This window comes from Escherichia sp. TC-EC600-tetX4 (assembly GCF_019356055.1).
Classification (GTDB): Bacteria; Pseudomonadota; Gammaproteobacteria; order Enterobacterales; family Enterobacteriaceae.
Map to the genome: position 1 here is coordinate 3,954,389 of NZ_CP079924.1, position 23,219 is coordinate 3,977,607.

Sequence of the window (23,219 nt, forward strand, 5' to 3'; positions counted from 1 at the left end):
TGAGGCATTATGTTTGATTACATCCTGTCTCTCGGCGGTACCGTTTTCGTCCCTATCATCATGATCGTGATTGGCCTTATCTTCCGCATCCCCTGGCTGCAGGCGATTAAGGCAGGGGTAACGGTTGGGATTGGTTTTGTCGGTATGGGACTGGTGATCGTCATGGCGATCGACAGCCTCAGTCCCCCTATCAAAGTGATGATTGAGCGTTTCGGCCTAGCCCTGCATGTCTTTGACGTTGGCGCAGGCCCTGCCTCCGGCGTTGGTTATGCGACAGCCATTGGCGCCATGATTATCCCAGTTATTTTTCTTCTCAATGTCGCCATGCTGGTCACCCGTCTGACCAAAACGATGAACGTCGATATTTACAATTACTGGCACTACGCCATTACGGGTACGGTGGTCCAGCTTATGACCGGTAGCCTGATTTATGGTGTGCTGGGGGCAATCTGCCATGCGGCGCTATCGTTAAAAATGGCCGACTGGACGGCAAAACGGGTACAGAACATCGTCGGGCTGGAAGGTATTTCGATACCGCAAGGCTACGGTTCCAGTTCAGTACCGCTTTTCGTTCTACTTGATGCTATCTATGAAAAAATCCCTTTCATGAAGGGACGCAATATCGATGCTCAGGAGATCCAGAAACGCTACGGCATGGTCGGCGATCCGGTGATTATCGGCGTAGTGCTCGGTCTGATTTTTGGCCTGGCGGCTGGTGAAGGCTTTAAAGGTTGCGCCAGTCTGATGATTACCGTTGCGGCAATCATGGTGTTGTTCCCGCGCATGATCCGCCTGATTGTTGAGGGCCTGCTGCCCATCTCCGACGGTGCAAGAAAGTTCTTCCAGAAATATTTCAAAGGACGTGAAGTGTATATCGGTCTGGATACTGCTGTGACGCTGGGGCATCCAACCACCATTGCTGTCGGTCTGCTACTGATACCCATTATGTTAATTCTGGCCAGCATTTTACCGGGCAACAAAGTGTTACCCCTCGCAGACCTGCCGGTAGCACCGTTCTTTATCTGTATGGCTACGGTTATCCACCGCGGAGACCTGGTCAGGACGTTGATAAGCGGGGTCATCGTGATGATTACCGTCCTGCTGATCGCCACCCAGTTCGCGCCTTACTTCACTGAAATGGCGCTCAAAGGCGGTTTCAGTTTTGCCGGTGAAAGTGCGCAAATCTCAGCGTTGTCCGTGGGCAATATGTTCGGTTGGTCGATTTCTGAATTGATGTCGCTTGGGATTATTGGCGTTGTCGTGGCGGTCGGTATTGTCGCCAGCGTCGTGCTGTTCTTACGTAAACGTGAATTATCGGAATAAGGAGTACTTTCAATGAGTTGGCTGAAAGAGGTTATTGGGACGGAAAAAGCGGTCATCGCCATGTGCCATCTACGTGCATTGCCCGGCGACCCGAGTTTTGATGCGCAGTTGGGGATGAACTGGGTTATCGACAAAGCCTGGGACGATCTGATGGCGCTCCAAAATGGTGGGGTGGATGCAGTCATGTTCTCCAACGAGTTTAGTCTTCCCTATCTCACGAAGGTGCGTCCGGAAACCACTGCGGCAATGGCACGAATCATCGGGCAATTAATGAGCGATATCCGCATCCCGTTTGGCGTGAATGTTCTGTGGGATCCGGTCGCCTCATTCGACCTGGCGATGGCTACCGGCGCTAAGTTTATCCGCGAGATATTTACCGGTGCCTATGCCAGCGACTTTGGCGTCTGGGACACTAACGTCGGTGAGACCATCCGTCATCAACACCGGATTGGTGCAGGCGAAGTGAAAACCTTGTTCAATATCGTCCCAGAGGCCGCCGTGTATCTGGGCAATCGCGATATCTGTTCTATTGCTAAATCGACAGTATTTAACAACCATCCTGATGCGCTCTGTGTTTCTGGCCTGACCGCCGGGACGCGTACCGACAGCGCGCTGTTAAAACGGGTCAAAGAAACGGTGCCTGACACCGTCGTGTTGGCCAACACGGGCGTCTGCCTGGAAAACGTGGAGGAACAACTCAGTATCGCCGATGGCTGTGTGACCGCAACCACCTTTAAAAAGGACGGCGTTTTTGCCAATTTCGTTGACCAGGCGCGAGTCAGTCAGTTTATGGAGAAAGTGCATCATATACGCCGATAAGATGGGGATAAGCAGAGCGCTTATCCCCGGCAAAGAGCAATAACCCTTCTGCGATCCCTGCCGCCTTCGTCAAAAGTATCGACGGGGATCGCTACCAGATTAACCCGAATCGGCATGGAGTCAACGACGGATGATTAACGATATTAAATGGGTACAGGCACAACGTAAAGCCACCGACTGGCGTCAGGCCGTGGAAATCGCCACCCGCCCGCTGGTAGCCTATGGTGCCGCGCAGCCATGCTACGTTAATGGGATCATCGAAAATACCCTTAACTGGGGGCCTTATTATCTGATAGCCCCAGGAATCGCCTTGCCTCACGCCCGACCAGAGCAAGGCGCAAACTATAATCAGGTCAGTATCACCACGCTACGCACCCCGGTCGCCTTTGGTAACGAGGAGTGCGACCCCGTCTGGCTGCTTCTCTGCGTCAGCGCCACGGATGCCAACGCACATATTTTGACCATTCAGCGCATCAGCCAGTTTATTGATTCGCCACAACGCTTAACGGCAGTGGGAAATGCCAGCACAGACGATGCACTGTTTGCGCTGGTATCAGGTTAACGGAGGCGCTTATGATCCTGCACCCTTCTCTCGCCAGCGCAAATCCTCTGCACTATGGTCGTGAGCTGACGGCATTGGACAATCTGGATTTTGGGAGCCTGCATCTGGATATTGAGGACAGCAGCTTCATTAACAACATTACGTTTGGGATGAAAACGGTGCAGGCCGTCGCCAGACAGACGCCTCATCCCTTGTCCTTTCATTTCATGCTTGCCCGGCCACAGCGCTGGTTTAACGCGCTGGCTGAAATCAGACCCGCGTGGATCTTCGTTCATGCAGAAACGCTGGACTATCCTTCGGAAACGTTAACTGAGATCCGCCATACCGGCGCACGAGCCGGACTGGTATTTAATCCGGCAACCCCGATCGACGCCTGGCGATATCTGGCGTCTGAGCTGGACGGAGTGATGGTGATGACCAGTGAGCCCGATGGGCAGGGACAGCGGTTTATTCCCTCCATGTGCGAGAAAATCCAAAAAGTACGCACGGCTTTTCCTCAGACCGAGTGCTGGGCCGACGGTGGAATTACGCTGGCAGCTGCACAGCAACTGGCAGCAGCTGGGGCGCAACATATGGTGATTGGGCGCGCCCTGTTCTCTTCATCTGACTATCGCGCGACCTTAGCTCAATTCGCCACCCTGTAAGAGGAGATTGTTTCTGATGAGCCAACAGAGACCTGACCGTATCAAACAGATGCTGCACTACCTGTGGCAACATCGTCACCTCTCCACACAGCAGGCCATGGAGCTTTTTGGCTATGCGGAAGCGACTGTCCGTCGTGATTTCCAGTATATTGTCAACCAGTATCCAGGCATGATCCGCGGTCACGGTTGCCTGGACTTCGACGACAGTACAGACGACAAAGAGTACGTCTTCGACGTGAAACGTACATTGCAATCTGTGGCGAAAAGAGAAATAGCTGCCCTTGCCCGAACAATGATCAAAGATGGCGACTGCTTTTTTCTCGACTCCGGCTCAACCTGCCTCGAACTGGCGAAATGCCTGGCCGATGCGCGGGTAAAGGTCATCTGCAACGACATTAAAATCGCCAATGAACTGGGCTGTTTTCCCCATGTGGAAAGTTACATTATCGGAGGACTGATTCGCCCAGGTTATTTTTCGGTAGGAGAGAGTCTGGCGCTGGAGATGATCAATGCCTTTTCCGTAGAACGTGCGTTTATCTCCTGCGATGCGCTGTCGCTGGAGACGGGGATCACCAATGCCACCATGTTTGAGGTCGGGGTGAAAACACGGATTATTCAACGCTCGCGTGAAGTTATTCTCATGGCCGATCACTCAAAATTTGATGCCGTTGAGCCGCATGCTGTAGCAACACTATCATGTATTAAAACGATCATCAGTGACAGCGGGTTACCTGAGACTATTGCACAGCGTTATCAGCGAGCCGGATGTCAGTTGTTTTTACCTCATTCAATAAAGTGATAAGTAAGTTCATTCGAGAGGGATTTCAAGCAAAAATAATCAATGGCACCCAATAGAAAATATTGGCGATGCGCTCGAACGAATAAAGAAGCTCTAGGCGCAATCCACACACTACGATGTTGCAACAACACGCCGGTGATGCTGCCAACTTACTGATTTAGTGTATGATGGTGTTTTTGAGGTGCTCCAGTGGCTTCTGTTTCTATCAGCTGTCCCTCCTGTTCAGCTACTGACGGGGTGGTGCGTAACGGCAAAAGCACCGCCGGACATCAGCGCTATCTCTGCTCTCACTGCCGTAAAACATGGCAACTGCAGTTCACTTACACCGCTTCTCAACCCGGTACGCACCAGAAAATCATTGATATGGCCATGAATGGCGTTGGATGCCGGGCAACAGCCCGCATTATGGGCGTTGGCCTCAACACGATTTTACGTCACTTAAAAAACTCAGGCCGCAGTCGGTAACCTCGCGCATACAGCCGGGCAGTGACGTCATCGTCTGCGCGGAAATGGACGAACAGTGGGGCTATGTCGGGGCTAAATCGCGCCAGCGCTGGCTGTTTTACGCGTATGACAGTCTCCGGAAGACGGTTGTTGCGCACGTATTCGGTGAACGCACTATGGCGACGCTGGGGCGTCTTATGAGCCTGCTGTCACCCTTTGACGTGGTGATATGGATGACGGATGGCTGGCCGCTGTATGAATCCCGCCTGAAGGGAAAGCTGCACGTAATCAGCAAGCGATATACGCAGCGAATTGAGCGGCATAACCTGAATCTGAGGCAGCACCTGGCACGGCTGGGACGGAAGTCGCTGTCGTTCTCAAAATCGGTGGAGCTGCATGACAAAGTCATCGGGCATTATCTGAACATAAAACACTATCAATAAGTTGGAGTCATTACCAACGAGAGGGACTATATATTTCGTTTTCAGATAAGACTCCTTGAGAGATTATCTTTTATGTAAAATCTCAAATATCACCTGATGTAATGTCAATGATAATATTAAGTGCGCTCTGAACAACATCTTTCTTGGTGTGATTAACATCTGACAAAAAGAACATCAGCTTCTTTATTATGTTCTTGTTGTTTATTATTTCACGCTCACAGAATAAAGCGTTGACTGCCTCTTCTATGACATTTCTCTCGTAAAAAAATTGAGAGTTAGCTTCATATAAAATATTGGCCAATTTTTCACCAAAAACCATATTATAATAATCACTGTGCATCTTTCTCCCCCAGGGTTCAGTCAATAATTTTACCATGCCTAATTATGACAGGTGTAACAAGCATATTTTGCTATATAAATAAAATACATAATACTGATTATTGTAAGAACAGGAAGCAGACTAATGGTTTTTTTTGTGAGCACATTCCTTCTTATGTAGGAAGAGGCTGTATTATATTCAGTCAACTCTTTTTTACTAAAAACATTATCTATGCCATCAAAGTTGCCTGCTAGCTAATTTTTAGGATATCGCCTTGTCGTGGATTATGCACTCTAAACATGTAGAAGGTATTCATTATAAATACACAGACGGCCATCTTTTGTAAAATGGATGCCGTTTTAAGTGAGATTCTGATTTTCAAATTGTTCCGGACTGAGACCGCCACACCAACTGTACCATCGCCAGCGATTGTAATCGCACTCGATATAATTAAGTAAGTTTGCTGATTTTGCTGTTTACTGCGACAGATGTAAAGCTGTGGTGATTCATGCAGACTAAGTTCACGGACTCCGGCAGTAACACCGATGCATTCTGCAAGCTTCAGATCTTAACTACGAAATTCATGCGAATGGTGTTTACGTTTTTTTACTGGTTGAAACTGTTTTGTCTTGTGAGTCACCTCTGACTGAGAGTTTACTCACTTAGCCGCGTGTCCACTATTGCTGGGTAAGATCACAACACTTTAAAATGCCCTATATAGGGTTAACCAGTAATTATCTGTATGATAGCTTTGAGTTCGGGAGGAGGTAATGACTCCAACTTACTGATAGTGTTTTATGTTCAGATAATGCCCGATGACCTTGTCATGCAACTCCACCGATTTTGAGAACGACAGTAACTTCCGTCCCAGCCTTGCCAGATGTTGTCTCAGATTCAGATTATGTCGCTCAATGCGCTGAGTGTAACGCTTGCTGATAACGTGCAGCTTTCCCTTCAGGCGTGATTCATACAGCGGCCAGCCATCCGTCATCTATACCACGACCTCAAAGGCCGACAGCAGGCTCAGAAGACGCTCCAGTGTGGCCAGAGTGCGTTCACCGAAGACGTGCGCCACAACCGTCCTCCGTATCCTGTCATACGCGTAAAACAGCCAGCGCTGACGTGATTTAGCACCGACGTAGCCCCACTGTTCGTCCATTTCAGCGCAGACAATCACATCACTGCCCGGTTGTATGCGCGAGGTTACCGACTACGGCCTGAGTTTTTTAAGTGACGTAAAACCGTGTTGAGGCCAACGCCCATAATGCGTGCACTGGCGCGACATCCGACGCCATTCATGGCCATATCAATGATTTTCTGGTGCGTACCGGGCTGAGAGGCGGTGTAAGTGAACTGTAGTTGCCATGTTTTACGGCAATGAGAGCAGAGATAGCGCTGATGTCCGGCAGTGCTTTTGCCGTTACGCACCACGCCTTCAGTAGCGGAGCAGGAAGGACATCTGATGGAAATGGAAGCCACGCAAGCACCTTAAAATCACCATCATACACTAAATCAGTAAGTTGGCAGCATTACCGAAATCCCCATCCTTTAGGGCAGTGAGGATGTCAATAATAGCAGACCACATCATGAGTCATTCTGACCGACACATGCCAGAAGCAGAGGCTCCATCCCATTTTATACCTACCTTATAACACTTAGAAAAACAACATGTTAAAAATGTCTATTGGAAACAATTTTATTTCCAATTGTAATGATAACCATTCTCATATTAATATGACTACGTGATAATTAACTTTTGATGCACTCCGCATGTCTGACCGCGCCACTACCACAGCTTCCTTAACGTTCGAGTCGCTTTATGGCACACATCACGGCTGGTTGAAAAGCTGGCTGACGCGCAAACTCCAGTCTGCTTTTGATGCAGATGACATTGCCCAGGACACTTTTTTGCGGGTAATGGTCAGCGAAACGCTCTCGACGATCCGCGATCCTCGCTCCTTCCTCTGCACTATCGCCAAACGCGTGATGGTGGACCTGTTTCGCCGAAACGCGCTGGAAAAAGCGTATCTGGAGATGCTGGCGCTTATGCCGGAGGGGGGAGCGCCTTCACCTGAGGAACGCGAAAGCCAACTCGAGACCCTACAACTCCTCGACAGCATGCTGGACGGGCTAAACGGCAAAACACGTGAAGCGTTTCTGCTTTCGCAACTGGATGGTCTGACATACAGCGAGATTGCGCACAAACTCGGTGTTTCCATCAGCTCCGTGAAAAAATACGTGGCGAAAGCCGTCGAGCACTGCCTGCTGTTCCGTCTGGAGTATGGGTTATGAATCCTTTGTTAACCGATTCCCGCCGTCAGGCGCTGCGTTCAGCTTCCCACTGGTATGCCGTGCTAAGCGGCGAGCGCGTCAGCCCACAACAGGAAGCGCGCTGGCAACAGTGGTATGAACAGGATCAGGATAACCAGTGGGCCTGGCAGCAGGTTGAAAACCTGCGCAACCAGCTTGGCGGTGTGCCTGGCGACGTTGCCAGCCGGGCGTTGCACGATACCCGCCTCACCCGCCGTCACGTGATGAAAGGATTACTGCTGTTGCTCGGCGCTGGCGGAGGCTGGCAGCTCTGGCAGTCGGAAACCGGCGAAGGTCTGCGGGCAGATTACCGCACCGCCAAAGGCACAGTCAGCCGTCAGCAACTGGAAGATGGCTCCCTGCTCACGCTGAATACCCAAAGCGCGGCGGATGTGCGTTTTGATGCGCATCAGCGCACCGTCCGGCTCTGGTACGGTGAAATCGCCATTACTACCGCGAAAGATGCCCTGCAACGCCCCTTCCGTGTCCTGACCCGTCAGGGCCAGCTCACTGCTTTAGGGACAGAATTTACCGTCCGCCAGCAGGATAATTTCACGCAGCTTGACGTTCAGCAGCACGCTGTGGAAGTGCTTCTCGCCAGTGCCCCCGCGCAAAAACGCATCGTGAACGCTGGTGAAAGCCTGCAGTTCAGCGCCTCTGAGTTTGGCGCAGTGAAACCGCTGGATGACGAGAGTACAAGCTGGACGAAGGACATCCTGAGCTTCAGCGATAAACCACTGGGTGAGGTGATAGCCACGCTAACCCGTTACCGCAACGGCGTGCTGCGCTGCGATCCCGCCGTTGCCGGGCTGCGCCTGAGCGGGACGTTCCCGCTGAAAAATACCGATGCGATCCTGAACGTTATCGCGCAAACGCTTCCCGTTAAAATTCAGTCTATTACGCGGTACTGGATAAACATTTCACCACTGTAAGGAAAATAATTCTTATTTCGATTGTCCTTTTTACCCTTCTCGTTCGACTCATAGCTGAACACAACAAAAATGATGATGGGGAAGGTATGACGCCGTTACGCGTTTTTCGTAAAACAACACCTTTGGTTAACGCCATTCGCCTGAGCCTGCTGCCGCTGGCCGGTCTCTCGTTTTCCGCTTTTGCTGCACAGGTTAATATCGCACCGGGATCGCTCGATAAAGCGCTCAATCAGTATGCCGCACACAGCGGATTTACCCTCTCGGTTGACGCCAGCCTGACGCGCGGCAAGCAGAGCAACGGCCTGCACGGCGATTACGACGTCGAGAGCGGCCTGCAACAACTGCTGGACGGCAGCGGACTGCAGGTAAAACCGCTGGGAAATAATAGCTGGACGCTGGAGCCCGCGCCCGCACCAAAAGAAGATGCCCTGACCGTGGTCGGCGACTGGCTGGGTGATGCGCGTGAAAACGACGTATTTGAACATGCTGGCGCGCGTGACGTGATCCGCCGTGAGGATTTCGCCAAAACCGGCGCAACCACCATGCGTGAGGTACTTAACCGCATCCCTGGCGTCAGCGCGCCGGAAAACAACGGCACCGGCAGCCACGACCTGGCGATGAACTTTGGCATCCGGGGCCTGAACCCGCGCCTCACCAGCCGCTCGACCGTCCTGATGGACGGCATCCCCGTCCCCTTCGCCCCTTACGGTCAGCCGCAGCTTTCACTGGCTCCCGTTTCGCTCGGCAACATGGATGCCATTGACGTGGTACGCGGTGGTGGTGCGGTGCGTTACGGACCGCAGAGCGTGGGCGGCGTGGTGAACTTTGTTACCCGTGCCATTCCGCAGGACTTTGGTATCGAGGCGGGCGTGGAAGGTCAGCTCAGCCCAACCTCTTCACAAAACAACCCGAAAGAGACGCACAACCTGATGGTGGGCGGCACAGCGGACAACGGTTTTGGCACCGCGCTGCTCTACTCCGGCACGCGCGGCAGTGACTGGCGCGAGCACAGCGCCACCCGCATCGACGACCTGATGCTGAAAAGCAAATATGCGCCGGATGAGGTGCACACCTTCAACAGCCTGCTGCAATATTACGACGGTGAAGCCGACATGCCCGGTGGCCTGTCTCGCGCGGATTACGACGCCGATCGCTGGCAATCCACCCGCCCGTATGACCGCTTCTGGGGTCGTCGCAAGCTGGCGAGCCTGGGCTACCAGTTCCAGCCAGACAGCCAGCATAAATTCAACATTCAGGGGTTCTACACCCAAACCCTGCGCAGCGGCTACCTGGAGCAAGGCAAACGCATCACCCTCTCGCCGCGTAACTACTGGGTGCGCGGTATTGAGCCACGCTACAGCCAGATCTTTATGATCGGCCCTTCCGCGCACGAAGTGGGCGTGGGCTATCGCTATGTGAATGAATCAACGCATGAAATGCGTTACTACACCGCCACCAGCAGCGGGCAGTTGCCGTCCGGCTCAAGCCCTTACGACCGCGATACGCGTTCCGGCACCGAGGCGCACGCCTGGTATCTGGATGACAAAATCGACATCGGCAACTGGACCATCACGCCGGGTATGCGTTTCGAACATATCGAGTCATACCAGAACAACGCCATCACAGGCACGCACGAAGAAGTGAGCTATAACGCACCGCTTCCGGCGTTGAACGTGCTCTATCACCTGACTGACAGCTGGAATCTTTATGCAAACACTGAAGGCTCGTTCGGCACCGTACAGTACAGCCAGATTGGCAAGGCTGTGCAAAGCGGCAATGTGGAACCGGAAAAAGCGCGAACCTGGGAACTCGGTACCCGCTACGACGACGGCGCGCTGACGGCGGAAATGGGGCTGTTCCTGATTAACTTTAACAATCAGTACGACTCCAACCAGACCAACGACACCGTCACTGCACGTGGCAAAACGCGCCATACCGGGCTGGAAACGCAGGCACGTTACGATCTGGGTACGCTAACGCCAACGCTTGATAACGTTTCCATCTACGCCAGCTATGCGTATGTGAACGCGGAAATCCGCGAGAAAGGCGACACCTACGGCAATCTGGTACCATTCTCCCCGAAACATAAAGGCACGCTGGGCGTGGACTACAAGCCAGGAAACTGGACGTTCAATCTGAACAGCGATTTCCAGTCCAGCCAGTTTGCGGATAACGCCAATACGGTGAAAGAGAGCGCCGACGGCAGTACCGGCCGCATTCCCGGCTTCATGCTCTGGGGCGCACGCGTGGCGTATGACTTTGGCCCGCAGATGGCAGATCTGAACCTGGCATTCGGTGTGAAAAACATCTTCGACCAGGACTACTTCATCCGCTCTTATGACGACAACAACAAAGGCATCTATGCAGGCCAGCCGCGCACGCTGTATATGCAGGGGTCGTTGAAGTTCTGATGTGTTAACGCCCGGCTTGCCGGGCTTTTAGCTGGAATGTGATTATGTTGGCATTTATCCGTTTTGTTTTTGCAGGCCTGCTGCTGGTGATCAGCCACGCCTTTGCCGCCACGGTTCAGGACGAACACGGCACGTTTACACTCGAAAAAACGCCACAACGGATTGTGGTGCTGGAACTCTCGTTCGCCGATGCGCTGGCCGCCGTGGACGTCAGCCCGATCGGTATTGCCGACGATAACGATGCAAAACGCATCCTGCCCGAAGTGCGTGCGCACCTGAAACCGTGGCAGTCCGTCGGAACGCGCGCGCAGCCGAGCCTGGAAGCCATTGCCGCTCTGAAACCAGACCTGATCATTGCCGACAGCAGTCGCCATGCGGGGGTTTACATCGCCTTGCAGCAAATCGCGCCGGTACTGCTGCTTAAGTCCCGCAACGAAACCTACGCTGAAAATTTGCAATCTGCGGCTATCATCGGCGAAATGGTGGGTAAAAAGCGAGAGATGCAGGCACGCCTGGAACAACATAAAGAGAGGATGGCGCAGTGGGCCAGCCAGCTTCCCAAAGGGACACGCGTGGCCTTTGGCACATCACGCGAACAGCAATTCAACCTGCATACTCAGGAGACCTGGACCGGCAGCGTGCTGGCCTCTCTGGGGCTGAACGTTCCCGCTGCGATGGCGGGTGCGTCCATGCCGTCCATCGGCCTGGAGCAACTGCTGGCGGTCAATCCTGCCTGGCTGCTGGTTGCCCACTATCGCGAAGAGAGCATTGTTAAACGCTGGCAACAAGATCCGCTCTGGCAGATGTTAACCGCCGCGCAGAAGCAGCAGGTTGCTTCGGTCGACAGTAACACCTGGGCGCGGATGCGCGGTATTTTTGCTGCAGAGCGTATTGCCGCTGACACGGTAAAAATCTTCCACCATCAGCCGCTTACCGTTGTGAAATGACCGCGATAAAACACCCGGTGCTGCTGTGGGGGCTTCCCGTTGCAGCACTTATTATTATTTTCTGGCTGAGTCTGTTTTGCTACTCGGCCATTCCTGTTTCCGGAGCAGATGCAACCCGCGCCCTGCTGCCTGGACACACGCCAACGCTACCAGAAGCGCTGGTGCAAAACCTTCGTTTGCCACGAAGCCTGGTCGCCGTTCTGATCGGCGCAAGCCTGGCGCTCGCGGGCACGCTGCTGCAAACCCTGACCCACAACCCAATGGCCTCTCCTTCACTGCTCGGCATTAACAGCGGCGCGGCGCTGGCTATGGCGCTTACCAGCGCGCTGAGTCCGACGCCGATTGCAGGCTATTCTCTGTCGTTCATCGCGGCATGCGGGGGCGGCGTGAGCTGGCTGCTGGTCATGACCGCAGGAGGCGGATTTCGTCATACCCATGACAGAAACAAACTGATCCTCGCGGGTATCGCGCTGTCGGCCTTTTGTATGGGCCTTACCCGCATCACCCTGCTGCTGGCCGAAGATCATGCTTACGGCATCTTTTACTGGCTGGCAGGCGGAGTGTCCCACGCCCGCTGGCAGGATGTCTGGCAGCTCTTGCCGGTGGTGGTCACTGCAGTCCCTGTCGTGTTGCTGCTGGCGAATCAACTGAACCTGCTCAACCTCAGCGACAGCACCGCCCATACGCTGGGAGTGAACCTGACGAGGCTACGTTTGGTCATCAATATGTTAGTGCTGCTTCTGGTTGGTGCGTGCGTCAGCGTGGCAGGTCCGGTGGCGTTTATCGGTCTGCTGGTGCCACATCTGGCGCGCTTCTGGGCAGGCTTCGATCAGCGCAACGTACTGCCAGTGAGCATGCTGCTGGGGGCCACGCTGATGCTGCTGGCAGATGTACTCGCACGCGCACTGGCCTTCCCCGGAGATCTGCCCGCAGGCGCAGTGCTGGCGCTGATTGGCAGCCCTTGCTTTGTCTGGCTTGTGAGGAGGCGAGGATGAAAATTGCGCTGGTTATTTTCATCACCCTTGCCCTGGCGGGCTGTGCGCTGTTATCACTCCATATGGGAGTGATCCCCGTGCCGTGGCGCGCGCTGCTGACCGACTGGCAGGCCGGACGCGAGCATTATTATGTATTGATGGAGTACCGACTGCCGCGCTTGCTGCTGGCACTGTTTGTCGGTGCAGCCCTCGCCGTGGCGGGCGTGCTGATACAGGGGATTGTGCGCAACCCTCTGGCATCACCGGATATTCTCGGTGTTAACCATGCCGCCAGCCTGGCCTCTGTGGGGGCTCTACTTCTTATGCCGTCACTGCCCGTGATGGTGCTGCCGCTGCTGGCCTTTGCGGGCGGCATGGCGGGGTTGATATTGCTGAAGATGCTGGCAAAGACCCACCAGCCGATGAAGCTGGCGCTCACCGGCGTGGCGCTTTCTGCATGCTGGGCCAGCCTGACGGATTATCTGATGCTCTCGCGCCCGCAGGATGTGAACAACGCCCTGCTGTGGCTGACCGGCAGCTTATGGGGCCGTGACTGGAGCTTTGTGAAGATTGCCATCCCGCTGATGATTTTATTTCTGCCGCTGAGCCTGAGTTTTTGCCGCGATCTCGACCTCCTTGCACTCGGCGATGCGCGCGCCACCACGCTCGGTGTGTCGGTGCCCCATACCCGATTCTGGGCTTTGTTACTAGCTGTCGCCATGACATCTACCGGCGTGGCCGCCTGCGGCCCGATTAGCTTTATTGGTCTCGTGGTGCCGCATATGATGCGTAGCATCACCGGTGGACGTCACCGCAGACTGCTGCCTGTTTCGGCCCTGACAGGTGCGTTGCTGTTGGTGGTTGCCGATCTGCTGGCGAGAATTATTCATCCCCCACTGGAGCTCCCGGTTGGCGTGCTGACCGCCATTATCGGTGCGCCGTGGTTTGTCTGGTTGCTTGTGAGAATGCGATAAATGACTTTACGAACTGAAAATCTGACGGTCAGTTACGGGACAGACAAGGTACTTAACGACGTTTCACTCTCACTGCCAACGGGGAAGATCACCGCCCTGATCGGTCCTAACGGTTGCGGGAAATCGACGCTGTTAAACTGTTTTTCGCGGCTTTTAATGCCGCAGTCTGGCACCGTATTTCTCGGCGATAATCCCATAAATATGCTCTCATCGCGCCAGTTGGCCCGCAGGCTTTCGCTGCTGCCTCAGCACCATTTAACGCCAGAGGGGATCACAGTCCAGGAGCTGGTTTCGTATGGTCGTAATCCCTGGCTGTCACTCTGGGGGCGTCTCTCCGCTGAAGACAATGCACGAGTTAATGTCGCCATGAACCAGACCCGGATCAATCATCTTGCCGTTCGTCGGTTAACCGAGCTTTCCGGCGGTCAGCGCCAGCGCGCATTTCTGGCAATGGTCCTGGCCCAGAATACGCCCGTTGTATTACTTGATGAGCCAACCACCTATCTTGATATCAATCACCAGGTGGACCTGATGCGGTTGATGGGCGAACTCCGGACTCAGGGGAAAACGGTGGTCGCTGTGCTGCACGACCTTAATCAGGCTAGCCGGTACTGCGATCAACTGGTGGTAATGGCAAACGGACATGTTATGGCGCAAGGCACACCAGAAGAGGTGATGACCCCAGGATTGCTGAGAACAGTATTCAGCGTGGAAGCGGAAATACACCCCGAGCCGGTATCTGGCAGGCCGATGTGCCTAATGAGGTAGATTGCACAGGCCGTAAGAACCAAACCACGACTGAATGAAACTGGACTGGCGCCAGCAAGCCTGTTCAGACTGGGGCTGAACTTTTCCGGACTCTGAAAGATTACCAATACTCATCGTCCATCCGCTTGCTTTAGGCTGACAGGTTCATAATCAACGCAAACCAGAGCTGTACAGGCTTGGGCGCGGCTTTCAAACCAGTCGTGATCACGGCAATCAATTTTGAACTCTGCTTAACGGACATTTCTGTATAACCCTTACGGCAACGAAAAACGCGAAGTTAAAATTTTAGAAACCCAAAAACGTGACATGACTAAGTTTAGATTTCAGGGGGGAGATCAAAAAATTTCGCTCTGTGCCAGAGCGGACATTCACGGAGCTGGTTCATTACCAATGAGGTTGGGCTTTTGAGGATAAATCAATGATCAGACGCCAACGTAAATCAAAAGCAACCCTGGAACGGAATTGCTAATCCAGTTTCTGACCATCGATTTTTCTAAAAAGTGTGCGTTTGCTACTACTTAGGTAGGTGCAGCTTTCTTAATCACCGGCAGCCACGTTATACAGGCCAGTTGATGGATCGATTGTTATCAATGATATCTTCATGAGTCGGTGTCTCACCCAGCTTACCGAAGCTGGCATAAAGTGAAGGCAGACGGGCCCGTCCTTCTCCCTTTTTCGCCAGAGGGAAAGCGCGAAGCATGGTGGCAGCCTCCCAGTCACAACAATAGGATGGTGTGCACGGCTGCTGACGCCATGATTCAGCGATAGAGCCGGAAAATACGGGGTCAAAGCCGGTATCATTAACCAGAGTCATCGTGACCTGTACTGCGGCTGGATGATCTCCTGCTACTGCAACTGCCAGGCGACCGCGGCTCCCTTCAGGTAGTCTGTTGTGGTCAACTAAAACTGGCCTCCGCGTTAGAGTTTTTCCAGTATCGGTTTTCTGATTCGTTTGGTGGTAACCCACCATTATATTCGTGCGGTCTTAGTGCGCTGTAATATCCAACGATATAGTCCGTTATTGCGTGAGCTGCATCGCTGAAGCTTACATAGCCCGTCGCTGGCACCCATTCGTTCTTCAGACTCCTGAAGAAGCGCTCCATGGGGCTGTTATCCCAGCAGTTTCCACGCCGACTCATACTCTGCCTGATCCGGTATCGCCACAGTAACTGCCGGAACTGCCTGCTCGTATAATGACTGCCTTGATCGCTTGGAACATCACCCCGACGGGCTTACCACGGGTTTCCCATGCCATTTCCAGTGCTTTCATGGTAAGCCTGCTGTCCGGCGAGAACGACATGGCCCAGCCCACTGGTTTTCTTGCGAACAGGTCGAGAACAACGGCGAGGTACGCCCAGCGCTTACCCGTCCAGATATAGGTCACATCACCGCACCACACCTGATTTGGCTCGGTCACGGCGAACTGCCTTTCAAGGTAGTTAGGGATAGCAACATGTTCATGACCACCACGTTTATACCGGTGAGTCGGCTGCTGACAGCTGACCAGCCCCAGCTCTTTCATGAGCCTGCCAGCAAGCCAGCGTCCCATCTGGTAGCCTCTCCGGGTTGCCATTGTGGCGATGCTTCTTGCTCCGGCCGAACCGTGGCTGATGCCATGTAGCTCAAGTACCTGACTGCGTAATACAGCCCGTCTGCCGTCTGGTTTTTCAGGACGGTTTTTCCTGAGGTAGCCTGAGTTTAACGGACACTCCTTCCTGAAATAGAATGGCATCAGAAGGAGCTAATAATGAGCAGAAAAACCCAACGTTACTCTAAAAAGTTCAAAGCCGAAGCTGTCAGAACGGTTCTTGAAAATCAACTTTCGATCAGTGAAGGCGCTTCCCGATTATCTCTTCCTGAAGGCACTTTAGGACAATGGGTTACCGCCGCCAGAAAAGGGCTCGGTACTCCTGGTTCCCGCACGGTGGCTGAACTGGAATCTGAAATTCTGCAACTGCGTAAGGCGTTAAATGAAGCTCGCCTTGAGCGAGATATATTAAAAAAAGCAACTGTAGATTTTGCACAGGAGTCGCTGAAAAATACGCGTTAATCGAACAATGGCGACAACAATTTCCCATTGAAGCGATGTGTCAGGTATTTGGTGTATCCAGGAGCGGTTATTACAACTGGGTACAGCATGAACCCTCAGACAGAAAACAAAGTGATGAGCGGCTAAAACTGGAGATTAAGGTGGCACATATCCGCACTCGCGAAACATATGGAACCCGGCGGCTCCAGACGGAGCTGGCAGAGAATGGCATCATCGTTGGTCGTGACCGACTGGCACGTCTTCGTAAGGAGCTAAGGCTACGCTGTAAGCAGAAACGCAAGTTCAGAGCGACTACGAACTCGAACCACAATCTGCCAGTTGCGCCAAATCTGCTGAACCAGACGTTCGCTCCTACAGCACCAAATCAGGTCTGGGTGGCGGACCTGACGTATGTTGCCACACAGGAGGGATGGTTGTACCTCGCTGGCATCAAAGATGTTTATACGTGCGAAATTGTCGGCTACGCCATGGGAGAGCGCATGACAAAAGAGCTGACAGGTAAAGCCCTGTTTATGGCGCTCAGGAGCCAGCGCCCACCTGCCGGGCTAATCCACCACTCTGATCGAGGTTCACAGTACTGCGCATACGATTACCGGGTCATACAGGAGCAGTTTGGTCTGAAAACATCAATGTCGCGTAAAGGTAACTGTTACGACAACGCTCCGATGGAAAGCTTCTGGGGAACGCTGAAAAATGAGAGCCTGAGCCACTATCGTTTTAATAACCGGGATGAAGCCATCTCAGTAATACGGGAATACATTGAGATTTTCTACAATCGTCAGCGTCGTCACTCTCGTCTGGGGAATATCTCCCCGGCAGCCTTCAGGGAAAAATATCATCAGATGGCTGCTTAAAAAAAGAACAAATGGTAGTGTCCGCTATTGCCAGTACACCTCAACATTCCACCATGCATTCCGATTAACGCCGCATAGCCAGTTGAACTTTGCTACTTTGTGAGAGGTAGTACCTTCTATCCAGTGCGAATTTAATTAATGGAATAAATGATTATGAGTGAAAATGATACAATCCCAAAGAAGTCTACAAGTCAGATTAACAAAGCGGTATTCTTTACATCTGCTTTGCTAATTTTCCTTCTTGTCGCCTTTGCCGCCGTATTCCCGGATGTCGCCGACAAAAATTTTAAACTACTTCAGCAACAAATCTTCACGAATGCCAGCTGGTTCTACATCCTTGCTGTGGCCCTGATTTTACTGAGTGTCACGTTCCTTGGACTCTCACGCTACGGTGATATCAAGCTGGGCCCGGACCATGCGCAGCCTGATTTCAGCTACCACTCCTGGTTTGCGATGCTTTTTTCGGCAGGGATGGGGATCGGCCTGATGTTCTTTGGCGTTGCCGAACCTGTAATGCATTATCTTTCGCCACCCGTTGGCACTCCAGAAACCGTTGCGGCAGCCAAGGAAGCAATGCGTCTGACCTTTTTCCACTGGGGACTGCACGCATGGGCAATTTATGCCATTGTGGCGCTGATTCTGGCGTTCTTCAGTTACCGTCACGGTCTGCCTTTAACTCTGCGCTCCGCACTCTATCCCATTATTGGCGATCGCATATACGGACCTGTAGGACATGCGGTTGATATTTTCGCTGTTATAGGCACGGTCTTTGGCGTTGCGACATCACTGGGTTACGGTGTTTTGCAGGTGAATGCCGGTTTGAACCATCTTTTCGGGGTGCCCATCAATGAAACGGTGCAGGTAATTCTGATCGTGGTCATCACGGGGTTAGCGACGATTTCAGTGGTGTCCGGTCTGGATAAGGGAATACGTATCCTGTCTGAACTCAATCTGGGTCTGGCTTTGTTGCTCCTGGCGCTGGTCCTGTGTCTGGGACCAACCGTGCTTCTGCTGAAGTCATTTGTGGAAAATACGGGCGGTTATCTTTCGGAACTGGTGAGTAAAACGTTCAACCTTTACGCGTATGAGCCCAAGTCGAGCAACTGGCTGGGGGGCTGGACATTACTGTACTGGGGATGGTGGCTTTCATGGTCGCCGTTTGTGGGGATGTTCATCGCACGGGTCTCCCGCGGGCGAACCATTCGCGAGTTTGTCACCGGCGTGCTGTTTGTTCCCGCGGGTTTTACGCTAATGTGGATGACGGTGTTTGGTAACAGCGCGATCTATCTCATTATGAACCAGGGGGCCACAGACCTCGCCAATACTGTTCAGCAGGATGTGTCGCTGGCCCTGTTTAATTTCCTGGAGCATTTCCCGTTCTCTTCTGTGCTGTCATTCATTGCAATGGCGATGGTCATCGTCTTCTTTGTAACGTCTGCTGATTCGGGGGCAATGGTTGTGGATACTCTGGCATCAGGTGGAGTGGCAAACACACCCGTCTGGCAGCGAATATTCTGGGCCTCGCTCATGGGCATTGTTGCAATTGCGCTTCTCCTTGCCGGAGGGCTAAGTGCGCTGCAAACGGTGACAATAGCGAGTGCATTGCCCTTCTCAGTGATCTTACTAATATCCATATACGGACTTTTAAAAGCTTTGCGCCGGGATTTGACCAAGCGTGAAAGCCTGAGCATGGCGACAATTGCTCCTACGGCTGCACGTAACCCAATTCCTTGGCAGAGAAGGTTACGCAATATCGCGTATCTGCCGAAGCGATCTCTTGTGAAACGTTTTATGGACGACGTTATCCAGCCCGCCATGACGCTGGTTCAGGAGGAACTGAACAAGCAGGGGACGATAAGCCACATTAGTGATGCAGTCGACGATCGTATTCGTCTTGAAGTCGATTTGGGCAACGAGCTGAATTTTATATATGAAGTGAGGCTTCGCGGGTATATCTCACCGACCTTCGCGCTCGCCGCAATGGATAATGATGAGCAGCAGACTGAACAACATCGATATTATCGCGCTGAGGTTTATCTCAAAGAAGGCGGTCAAAATTATGATGTGATGGGCTGGAACCAGGAACAGCTGATTAATGACATACTGGACCAGTACGAAAAACACCTGCACTTCCTGCACCTGGTTCGTTAATAGCAACATGCCGTCCTGGGGGCGGCAATTATTATCTCGGCCGCAATATGAGGGAATGCAGAATGATTTCACGCTGGAAATGGATGCTGAAGCAGACAATTAAAAAACTATGGTTCAGGGCAACGTTATTCGCAATTGTCGCGATAATAACGGCCCTTTTATCAATTCTTTTTAAATCAATGATACCTGAGTCGGTTTCCGTGAAGGTTGGTGCGGAAGCAGTCGATAACATTCTGAACATACTGGCATCGAGTATGCTGGCAGTGACCACATTTTCGCTGAGTATCATGGTCACAGCCTACGGTTCAGCCACTACTAATGTGACTCCCAGAGCTACGCGTTTAGTTGTTGAAGACGTCACCACACAAAATGTACTGGCCACCTTCATCGGTTCTTTTCTCTTGAAGTGGTCAACAAAAACTGGCCACCGCGTTAGAGTTTTTCCAGTATCGATTTTCCGATTCGTTTGGGGGTAACCCACCGTTATATTCGTGCGGTCTTAGTGCGCTGTAATATCCAACGATATAGTCCGTTATGGCGTGAGCTGCCTCGCTGAAGCTTACGTAACCCACCACCGGCATCCATTCGTTCTTCAGACTCCTGAAGAAGCGTTCCATTGGGCTGTTATCCCAGCAGTTTCCGCGCCGGCTCATACTCTGTCTGATCTGGTATCGCCACAATAACTGCCGGAACTGCCTGCTCGTATAATGACTGCCCTGATCGCTGTGGAACATCACCCCGCCGGGCTTACCACGGGTTTCCCATGCCATTTCCAGCGCTTTCATGGTGAGCCTGCTGTCCGGCGAGAACGACATGGCCCAGCCCACTGGTTTTCTTGCGAACAGGTCGAGAACAACGGCGAGGTACGCCCAGCGCTTACCCGTCCAGATATAGGTCACATCACCGCACCACACCTGATTTGGCTCGGTCACGGCGAACTGCCTTTCAAGGTAGTTAGGGATAGCAACATGTTCATGACCACCACGTTTATACCGGTGAGTCGGCTGCTGACAGCTGACCAGCCCCAGCTCTTTCATGAGCCTGCCAGCAAGCCAGCGTCCCATCTGGTAGCCTCTCCGGGTTGCCATTGTGGCGATGCTTCTTGCTCCGGCCGAACCGTGGCTGATGCCATGTAGCTCAAGTACCTGACTGCGTAATACAGCCCGTCTGCCGTCTGGTTTTTCAGGACGGTTTTTCCAGTATCTGTAGCTGCTGCGATGAACCCCGAACACATGGCAGAGTGTGACCACAGGATAATGCGCTCTGAGTTTCCCGATTATCGAGAACTGTTCAGGGAGTCTGACATCAAGAGCGCGGTAGCCTTTTTAATATTTCATTCTCCATTTCAATGCGTTGTAGCTTTTTCCTCAGCTTACGTATTTCGATTTGTTCTGGTGTTATCGGAGAGGCTTTTGGTGTTTTGCCCTGACGCTCATCACGCAGTTGTTTGACCCATCTTGTCATTGTGGAAAGGCCAACATCCATAGCTTTCGCGGCATCTGCCACCGTGTATTTCTGGTCAACAACCAGTTGAGCGGATTCGCGTTTAAACTCTGCGCTGAAATTTCTTTTTTTCATTGGAGCACCTGTGTTGTTCTGAGGTGAGCATATCACCTCTGTTCAGGTGGCCAAATTCAGTGTGCCACTTCAGCCCTGATTCGACTTTTACAATGACTTATCTGGACGCATGAAGAACGTCAGGAATATACCAATAACAAGCAATGCGACGGAACCGTAGAATGGTAAACTCCAGTTGCCTGTTTTGTCGATAATAATGCCAAAGGCGATAGGTGAAATAATGTCGGCGACAGCGGAACCGGCGTTCATCAATCCGCTGGCAATTCCCACATACTTCGGCGTAATATCCATCGGGACAGCCCGGATAGGCCCAATGGTCAGCTCATCGGCCAGCAATGTCGTGAACTGTGAGACGAAACAGCGTACACAGTTTGAATGTATCTACTTTTCCCAATACTGGGCGAAGGGAGATTTTATTGCGAAGCGCGCGCCAATTGGTCAGTGGGAACCTTATTCGGAAGAGTCACTACTTGGCATCATCGTCACCAGCGTCTGTCGTATTAAAGTCGCGATGCTAAAACCTGAACCTCCCAGAGATCCCCATATCCCGCTGATGGGGGATTTTAACTAAAACTTAGCGCTATCGCTGCGTATCGTAACTATCCCGTATTACGTAGCGTAAATTATGACGCCATATGGGGAACAAATACACAGAGGAAGAAAAAGATTAGATTGGTTTTAAGGGATGTTTTTATCATAAATGGCACTGCTAAAATTATGAGATTATCGAAGATAAAATTCTTGATCATACATAAAAGGCCTCCTGAATTAAATCAAGAGGCGTATAGTTTTTACATTACTGATGTATGTTTAATGATCTCACTGATTTTCACTTTCCTGTCCTGCGATCTTGAAAGAGTGGCAGCATCAGCAGTAGCAATCGCCGACATGGCCGCCTCACCATTGAGAAGGTCAATATAATCTTCTTCAGGTTTTGCACCACAGAGGATATTATGGAGGAATAACGTCTCCTTTCTTATTAAACTGGCAAGCCATAATGGTGTTTTTTTTCCTGGATGACCATATGCTATAGCGCCATCCATTTCTGAGGTCATATTGCCTTTCCGACGATCATCATCTTCTTCTTGTGTTTCATGGACCAAAAAATGCTTTGTCTGACCGCCAATCCTAAGTGACCCTGCTGTTTCTTGCATATCAATTTTAATAGAGCCTTTAGTTCCATTGATGATGACATAATGTTCCGGCCAGTTAAATGCACTCCCCCACTCTAAGGTTGCTAGTTTTCCTGACGGGAATTCCAAGGTCATAAATAACATATCATCTTCATTGCCAAATCCTGGACCAGAATGGGCCAAATTTCCACCAATCATAGTAACCGTCTCTGGTATTTCTCCAAGTAAATGCTGAACACAATCTAACTCATGTATATGATGATATAGATGTCCACCAGATTGTTCTTTCATCTTTTTCCAGGAAAGTCTCTCTTGTTTGTTTTCCCAGCCATTTCTCTTAGTATGACATGATAATATTTCGCCGATAACACCTTCTTTAATTAACTTCCGTGCATATTGAACCCCATTGAAAAAATTCATAATATGCCCGGCCATAAAGGTCACACCAGCTTCTTTACACGCTTTGACCATATCCACACAATCTTCATAACTTAATGCAATTGGTTTTTCACAAAAAACATGCTTCTTATTCTTTGCTGCTTTAATTACTGGTTCTTTATGCAGATAATTTGGGGTGGCTACGATCACGCAATCGACTAATTTACTTGAGACTAAAGCATCCAAGCTTGACATATTGATACACTGCAATTCACGGGCAATATTTTCTCCATTTTCAGGATCGTATACACATGTAATTTTTGCATTATCATGCATATTCATAAAACGAGCTAATTCAGCGCCAAAGTATCCAACACCAACAACGCCATAATTAATCATAAAGCCT

The 23,219-nt window shown here is 51.7% G+C and carries 24 protein-coding genes and 5 pseudogenes; 18 read left to right on the forward strand and 11 right to left on the reverse strand.

Going from position 1 to position 23,219, the window contains the following annotated elements:
- Window positions 1-9 precede the first annotated feature (9 nt).
- From sgcC to KXD89_RS19250, 6 genes are all read left to right on the forward strand, one after another.
- Window positions 10-1,323: a PTS sugar transporter subunit IIC SgcC gene (gene sgcC / locus KXD89_RS19225; RefSeq protein WP_000460843.1), complete on the forward strand. Its 1,314-nt coding sequence runs from the start codon at window positions 10-12 to the stop codon at window positions 1,321-1,323.
- Window positions 1,324-1,335: 12 nt separating this feature from the next.
- Window positions 1,336-2,142, forward strand: coding sequence for a BtpA family protein SgcQ (sgcQ, locus tag KXD89_RS19230; RefSeq protein WP_000118626.1), 807 nt, complete (start codon window positions 1,336-1,338; stop codon window positions 2,140-2,142).
- A gap of 130 nt (window positions 2,143-2,272) precedes the next feature.
- On the forward strand, window positions 2,273-2,704 hold the full coding sequence (gene sgcA, locus KXD89_RS19235) for an SgcA family PTS sugar transporter subunit IIA (RefSeq protein WP_000606406.1): 432 nt from the start codon (window positions 2,273-2,275) through the stop codon (window positions 2,702-2,704).
- 11 nt (window positions 2,705-2,715) lie between these two features.
- Window positions 2,716-3,348, forward strand: a complete 633-nt coding sequence (locus KXD89_RS19240) for a ribulose-phosphate 3 epimerase family protein (protein ID WP_000600622.1) — start codon at window positions 2,716-2,718, stop codon at window positions 3,346-3,348.
- 16 nt (window positions 3,349-3,364) lie between these two features.
- Window positions 3,365-4,147: a DeoR/GlpR family DNA-binding transcription regulator gene (locus KXD89_RS19245; protein WP_000082780.1), complete on the forward strand. Its 783-nt coding sequence runs from the start codon at window positions 3,365-3,367 to the stop codon at window positions 4,145-4,147.
- A 189-nt stretch (window positions 4,148-4,336) separates the two neighbouring features.
- A protein-coding gene (locus tag KXD89_RS19250; protein WP_094096600.1) for an IS1-like element IS1A family transposase occupies window positions 4,337-5,034 on the forward strand; the annotation gives its coding sequence in 2 pieces (ribosomal slippage) (window positions 4,337-4,586 and window positions 4,586-5,034; 699 coding nt in all).
- A gap of 82 nt (window positions 5,035-5,116) precedes the next feature.
- Here KXD89_RS19250 and KXD89_RS19255 read toward each other — a convergent pair.
- The 3 genes and pseudogenes from KXD89_RS19255 to KXD89_RS22355 all read right to left on the reverse strand — a co-directional run.
- A complete protein-coding gene (locus KXD89_RS19255) occupies window positions 5,117-5,410 on the reverse strand; it encodes a biofilm development regulator YmgB/AriR family protein (protein ID WP_000239862.1) in 294 nt (97 codons plus the stop codon).
- Window positions 5,411-5,712: 302 nt separating this feature from the next.
- Window positions 5,713-5,811 (reverse strand): annotated as a pseudogene (locus tag KXD89_RS19260) (IS3 family transposase); the annotation flags it as partial.
- Window positions 5,811-6,015 (reverse strand): annotated as a pseudogene (locus tag KXD89_RS22355) (hypothetical protein); the annotation flags it as partial. The pseudogenes KXD89_RS19260 and KXD89_RS22355, both read right to left, overlap by 1 nt.
- 46 nt (window positions 6,016-6,061) lie before the next feature.
- On the opposite strand from KXD89_RS22355, the gene KXD89_RS19265 reads away from it, so the two are divergent.
- Window positions 6,062-6,124 carry a hypothetical protein gene (locus tag KXD89_RS19265; protein WP_113705808.1) on the forward strand — a complete coding sequence of 21 codons (63 nt, stop codon included), beginning with the start codon at window positions 6,062-6,064 and terminating at the stop codon, window positions 6,122-6,124.
- A 10-nt stretch (window positions 6,125-6,134) separates the two neighbouring features.
- Here KXD89_RS19265 and KXD89_RS19270 read toward each other — a convergent pair.
- Window positions 6,135-6,832 (reverse strand): annotated as a pseudogene (locus KXD89_RS19270) (IS1 family transposase).
- 86 nt (window positions 6,833-6,918) lie between these two features.
- Window positions 6,919-6,987, reverse strand: a complete 69-nt coding sequence (gene ykiE / locus KXD89_RS19275) for a protein YkiE (protein WP_211180522.1) — start codon at window positions 6,985-6,987, stop codon at window positions 6,919-6,921.
- Window positions 6,988-7,123: 136 nt separating this feature from the next.
- Between ykiE and fecI the strand changes: the two genes are divergently transcribed.
- The 7 genes from fecI to fecE all read left to right on the forward strand — a co-directional run bounded on the left by fecI (window position 7,124) and on the right by fecE (window position 14,669).
- The gene (gene fecI, locus KXD89_RS19280) at window positions 7,124-7,645 is read left to right on the forward strand and encodes an RNA polymerase sigma factor FecI (protein ID WP_001283626.1); all 522 of its coding nucleotides are present in this window, start codon (window positions 7,124-7,126) and stop codon (window positions 7,643-7,645) included.
- Window positions 7,642-8,595, forward strand: coding sequence for a ferric citrate uptake sigma factor regulator FecR (fecR, locus tag KXD89_RS19285; RefSeq protein ID WP_001068910.1), 954 nt, complete (start codon window positions 7,642-7,644; stop codon window positions 8,593-8,595). The genes fecI and fecR overlap by 4 nt, the downstream gene beginning before the upstream one ends.
- Before the next feature lie 86 nt (window positions 8,596-8,681).
- Window positions 8,682-11,006, forward strand: coding sequence for a TonB-dependent Fe(3+) dicitrate receptor FecA (fecA, locus tag KXD89_RS19290; RefSeq protein ID WP_000188262.1), 2,325 nt, complete (start codon window positions 8,682-8,684; stop codon window positions 11,004-11,006).
- Between the two features lie 44 nt (window positions 11,007-11,050).
- Window positions 11,051-11,953, forward strand: coding sequence for a Fe(3+) dicitrate ABC transporter substrate-binding protein FecB (gene fecB / locus KXD89_RS19295; RefSeq protein WP_000879164.1), 903 nt, complete (start codon window positions 11,051-11,053; stop codon window positions 11,951-11,953).
- Window positions 11,950-12,948, forward strand: coding sequence for an iron-dicitrate ABC transporter permease FecC (gene fecC, locus KXD89_RS19300; RefSeq protein ID WP_000125187.1), 999 nt, complete (start codon window positions 11,950-11,952; stop codon window positions 12,946-12,948). Before fecB ends, fecC begins: the two co-directional genes overlap by 4 nt.
- Complete coding sequence (gene fecD / locus KXD89_RS19305) at window positions 12,945-13,901, forward strand: Fe(3+) dicitrate ABC transporter permease subunit FecD (protein ID WP_000684856.1); 957 nt, start codon at window positions 12,945-12,947, stop codon at window positions 13,899-13,901. Before fecC ends, fecD begins: the two co-directional genes overlap by 4 nt.
- Window positions 13,902-14,669 (forward strand): Fe(3+) dicitrate ABC transporter ATP-binding protein FecE, encoded by a 768-nt coding sequence (gene fecE / locus KXD89_RS19310; RefSeq protein WP_000175457.1) that lies wholly within the window; start codon window positions 13,902-13,904, stop codon window positions 14,667-14,669.
- A gap of 556 nt (window positions 14,670-15,225) precedes the next feature.
- Here fecE and KXD89_RS19315 read toward each other — a convergent pair.
- Entirely contained in the window at window positions 15,226-15,483 is a 258-nt protein-coding gene (locus KXD89_RS19315; RefSeq protein WP_000177057.1) for a hypothetical protein, read from the reverse strand.
- Between the two features lie 82 nt (window positions 15,484-15,565).
- Window positions 15,566-16,350 (reverse strand): annotated as a pseudogene (locus KXD89_RS19320) (IS3-like element ISEc52 family transposase); the annotation flags it as partial.
- A gap of 66 nt (window positions 16,351-16,416) precedes the next feature.
- Here KXD89_RS19320 and KXD89_RS19325 point away from each other — a divergent pair.
- The 3 genes and pseudogenes from KXD89_RS19325 to KXD89_RS19335 all read left to right on the forward strand — a co-directional run.
- A protein-coding gene (locus KXD89_RS19325; protein ID WP_085947616.1) for an IS3-like element IS600 family transposase occupies window positions 16,417-17,573 on the forward strand; the annotation gives its coding sequence in 2 pieces (ribosomal slippage) (window positions 16,417-16,666 and window positions 16,666-17,573; 1,158 coding nt in all).
- Between the two features lie 153 nt (window positions 17,574-17,726).
- Complete coding sequence (locus KXD89_RS19330; RefSeq protein ID WP_001293436.1) at window positions 17,727-19,724, forward strand: choline BCCT transporter BetT; 1,998 nt, start codon at window positions 17,727-17,729, stop codon at window positions 19,722-19,724.
- 62 nt (window positions 19,725-19,786) lie between these two features.
- Window positions 19,787-20,125 (forward strand): annotated as a pseudogene (locus tag KXD89_RS19335) (DUF2254 family protein); the annotation flags it as partial.
- Window positions 20,126-20,134: 9 nt separating this feature from the next.
- On the opposite strand, the gene KXD89_RS19340 reads toward KXD89_RS19335, so the two are convergent.
- A protein-coding gene (locus tag KXD89_RS19340; RefSeq protein ID WP_085948656.1) for an IS3-like element IS911 family transposase occupies window positions 20,135-21,302 on the reverse strand; the annotation gives its coding sequence in 2 pieces (ribosomal slippage) (window positions 20,135-21,050 and window positions 21,049-21,302; 1,170 coding nt in all).
- An 87-nt stretch (window positions 21,303-21,389) separates the two neighbouring features.
- Window positions 21,390-21,593, reverse strand: coding sequence for an MFS transporter (locus KXD89_RS19345; RefSeq protein ID WP_000355616.1), 204 nt, complete (start codon window positions 21,591-21,593; stop codon window positions 21,390-21,392).
- Between the two features lie 22 nt (window positions 21,594-21,615).
- Here KXD89_RS19345 and KXD89_RS19350 point away from each other — a divergent pair, with 22 nt between their 5' ends.
- Window positions 21,616-21,873, forward strand: coding sequence for a surface-adhesin E family protein (locus tag KXD89_RS19350; RefSeq protein WP_000254999.1), 258 nt, complete (start codon window positions 21,616-21,618; stop codon window positions 21,871-21,873).
- Between the two features lie 52 nt (window positions 21,874-21,925).
- Here the strand turns inward: KXD89_RS19350 and ythA are convergent, their stop codons facing one another.
- Window positions 21,926-22,051, reverse strand: a complete 126-nt coding sequence (ythA, locus tag KXD89_RS19355) for a protein YthA (RefSeq protein ID WP_000594405.1) — start codon at window positions 22,049-22,051, stop codon at window positions 21,926-21,928.
- A 42-nt stretch (window positions 22,052-22,093) separates the two neighbouring features.
- Window positions 22,094-23,212: a 2,7-anhydro-N-acetylneuraminate hydratase gene (gene nanY, locus KXD89_RS19360; protein WP_000611568.1), complete on the reverse strand. Its 1,119-nt coding sequence runs from the start codon at window positions 23,210-23,212 to the stop codon at window positions 22,094-22,096.
- Window positions 23,213-23,219 lie beyond the last annotated feature (7 nt).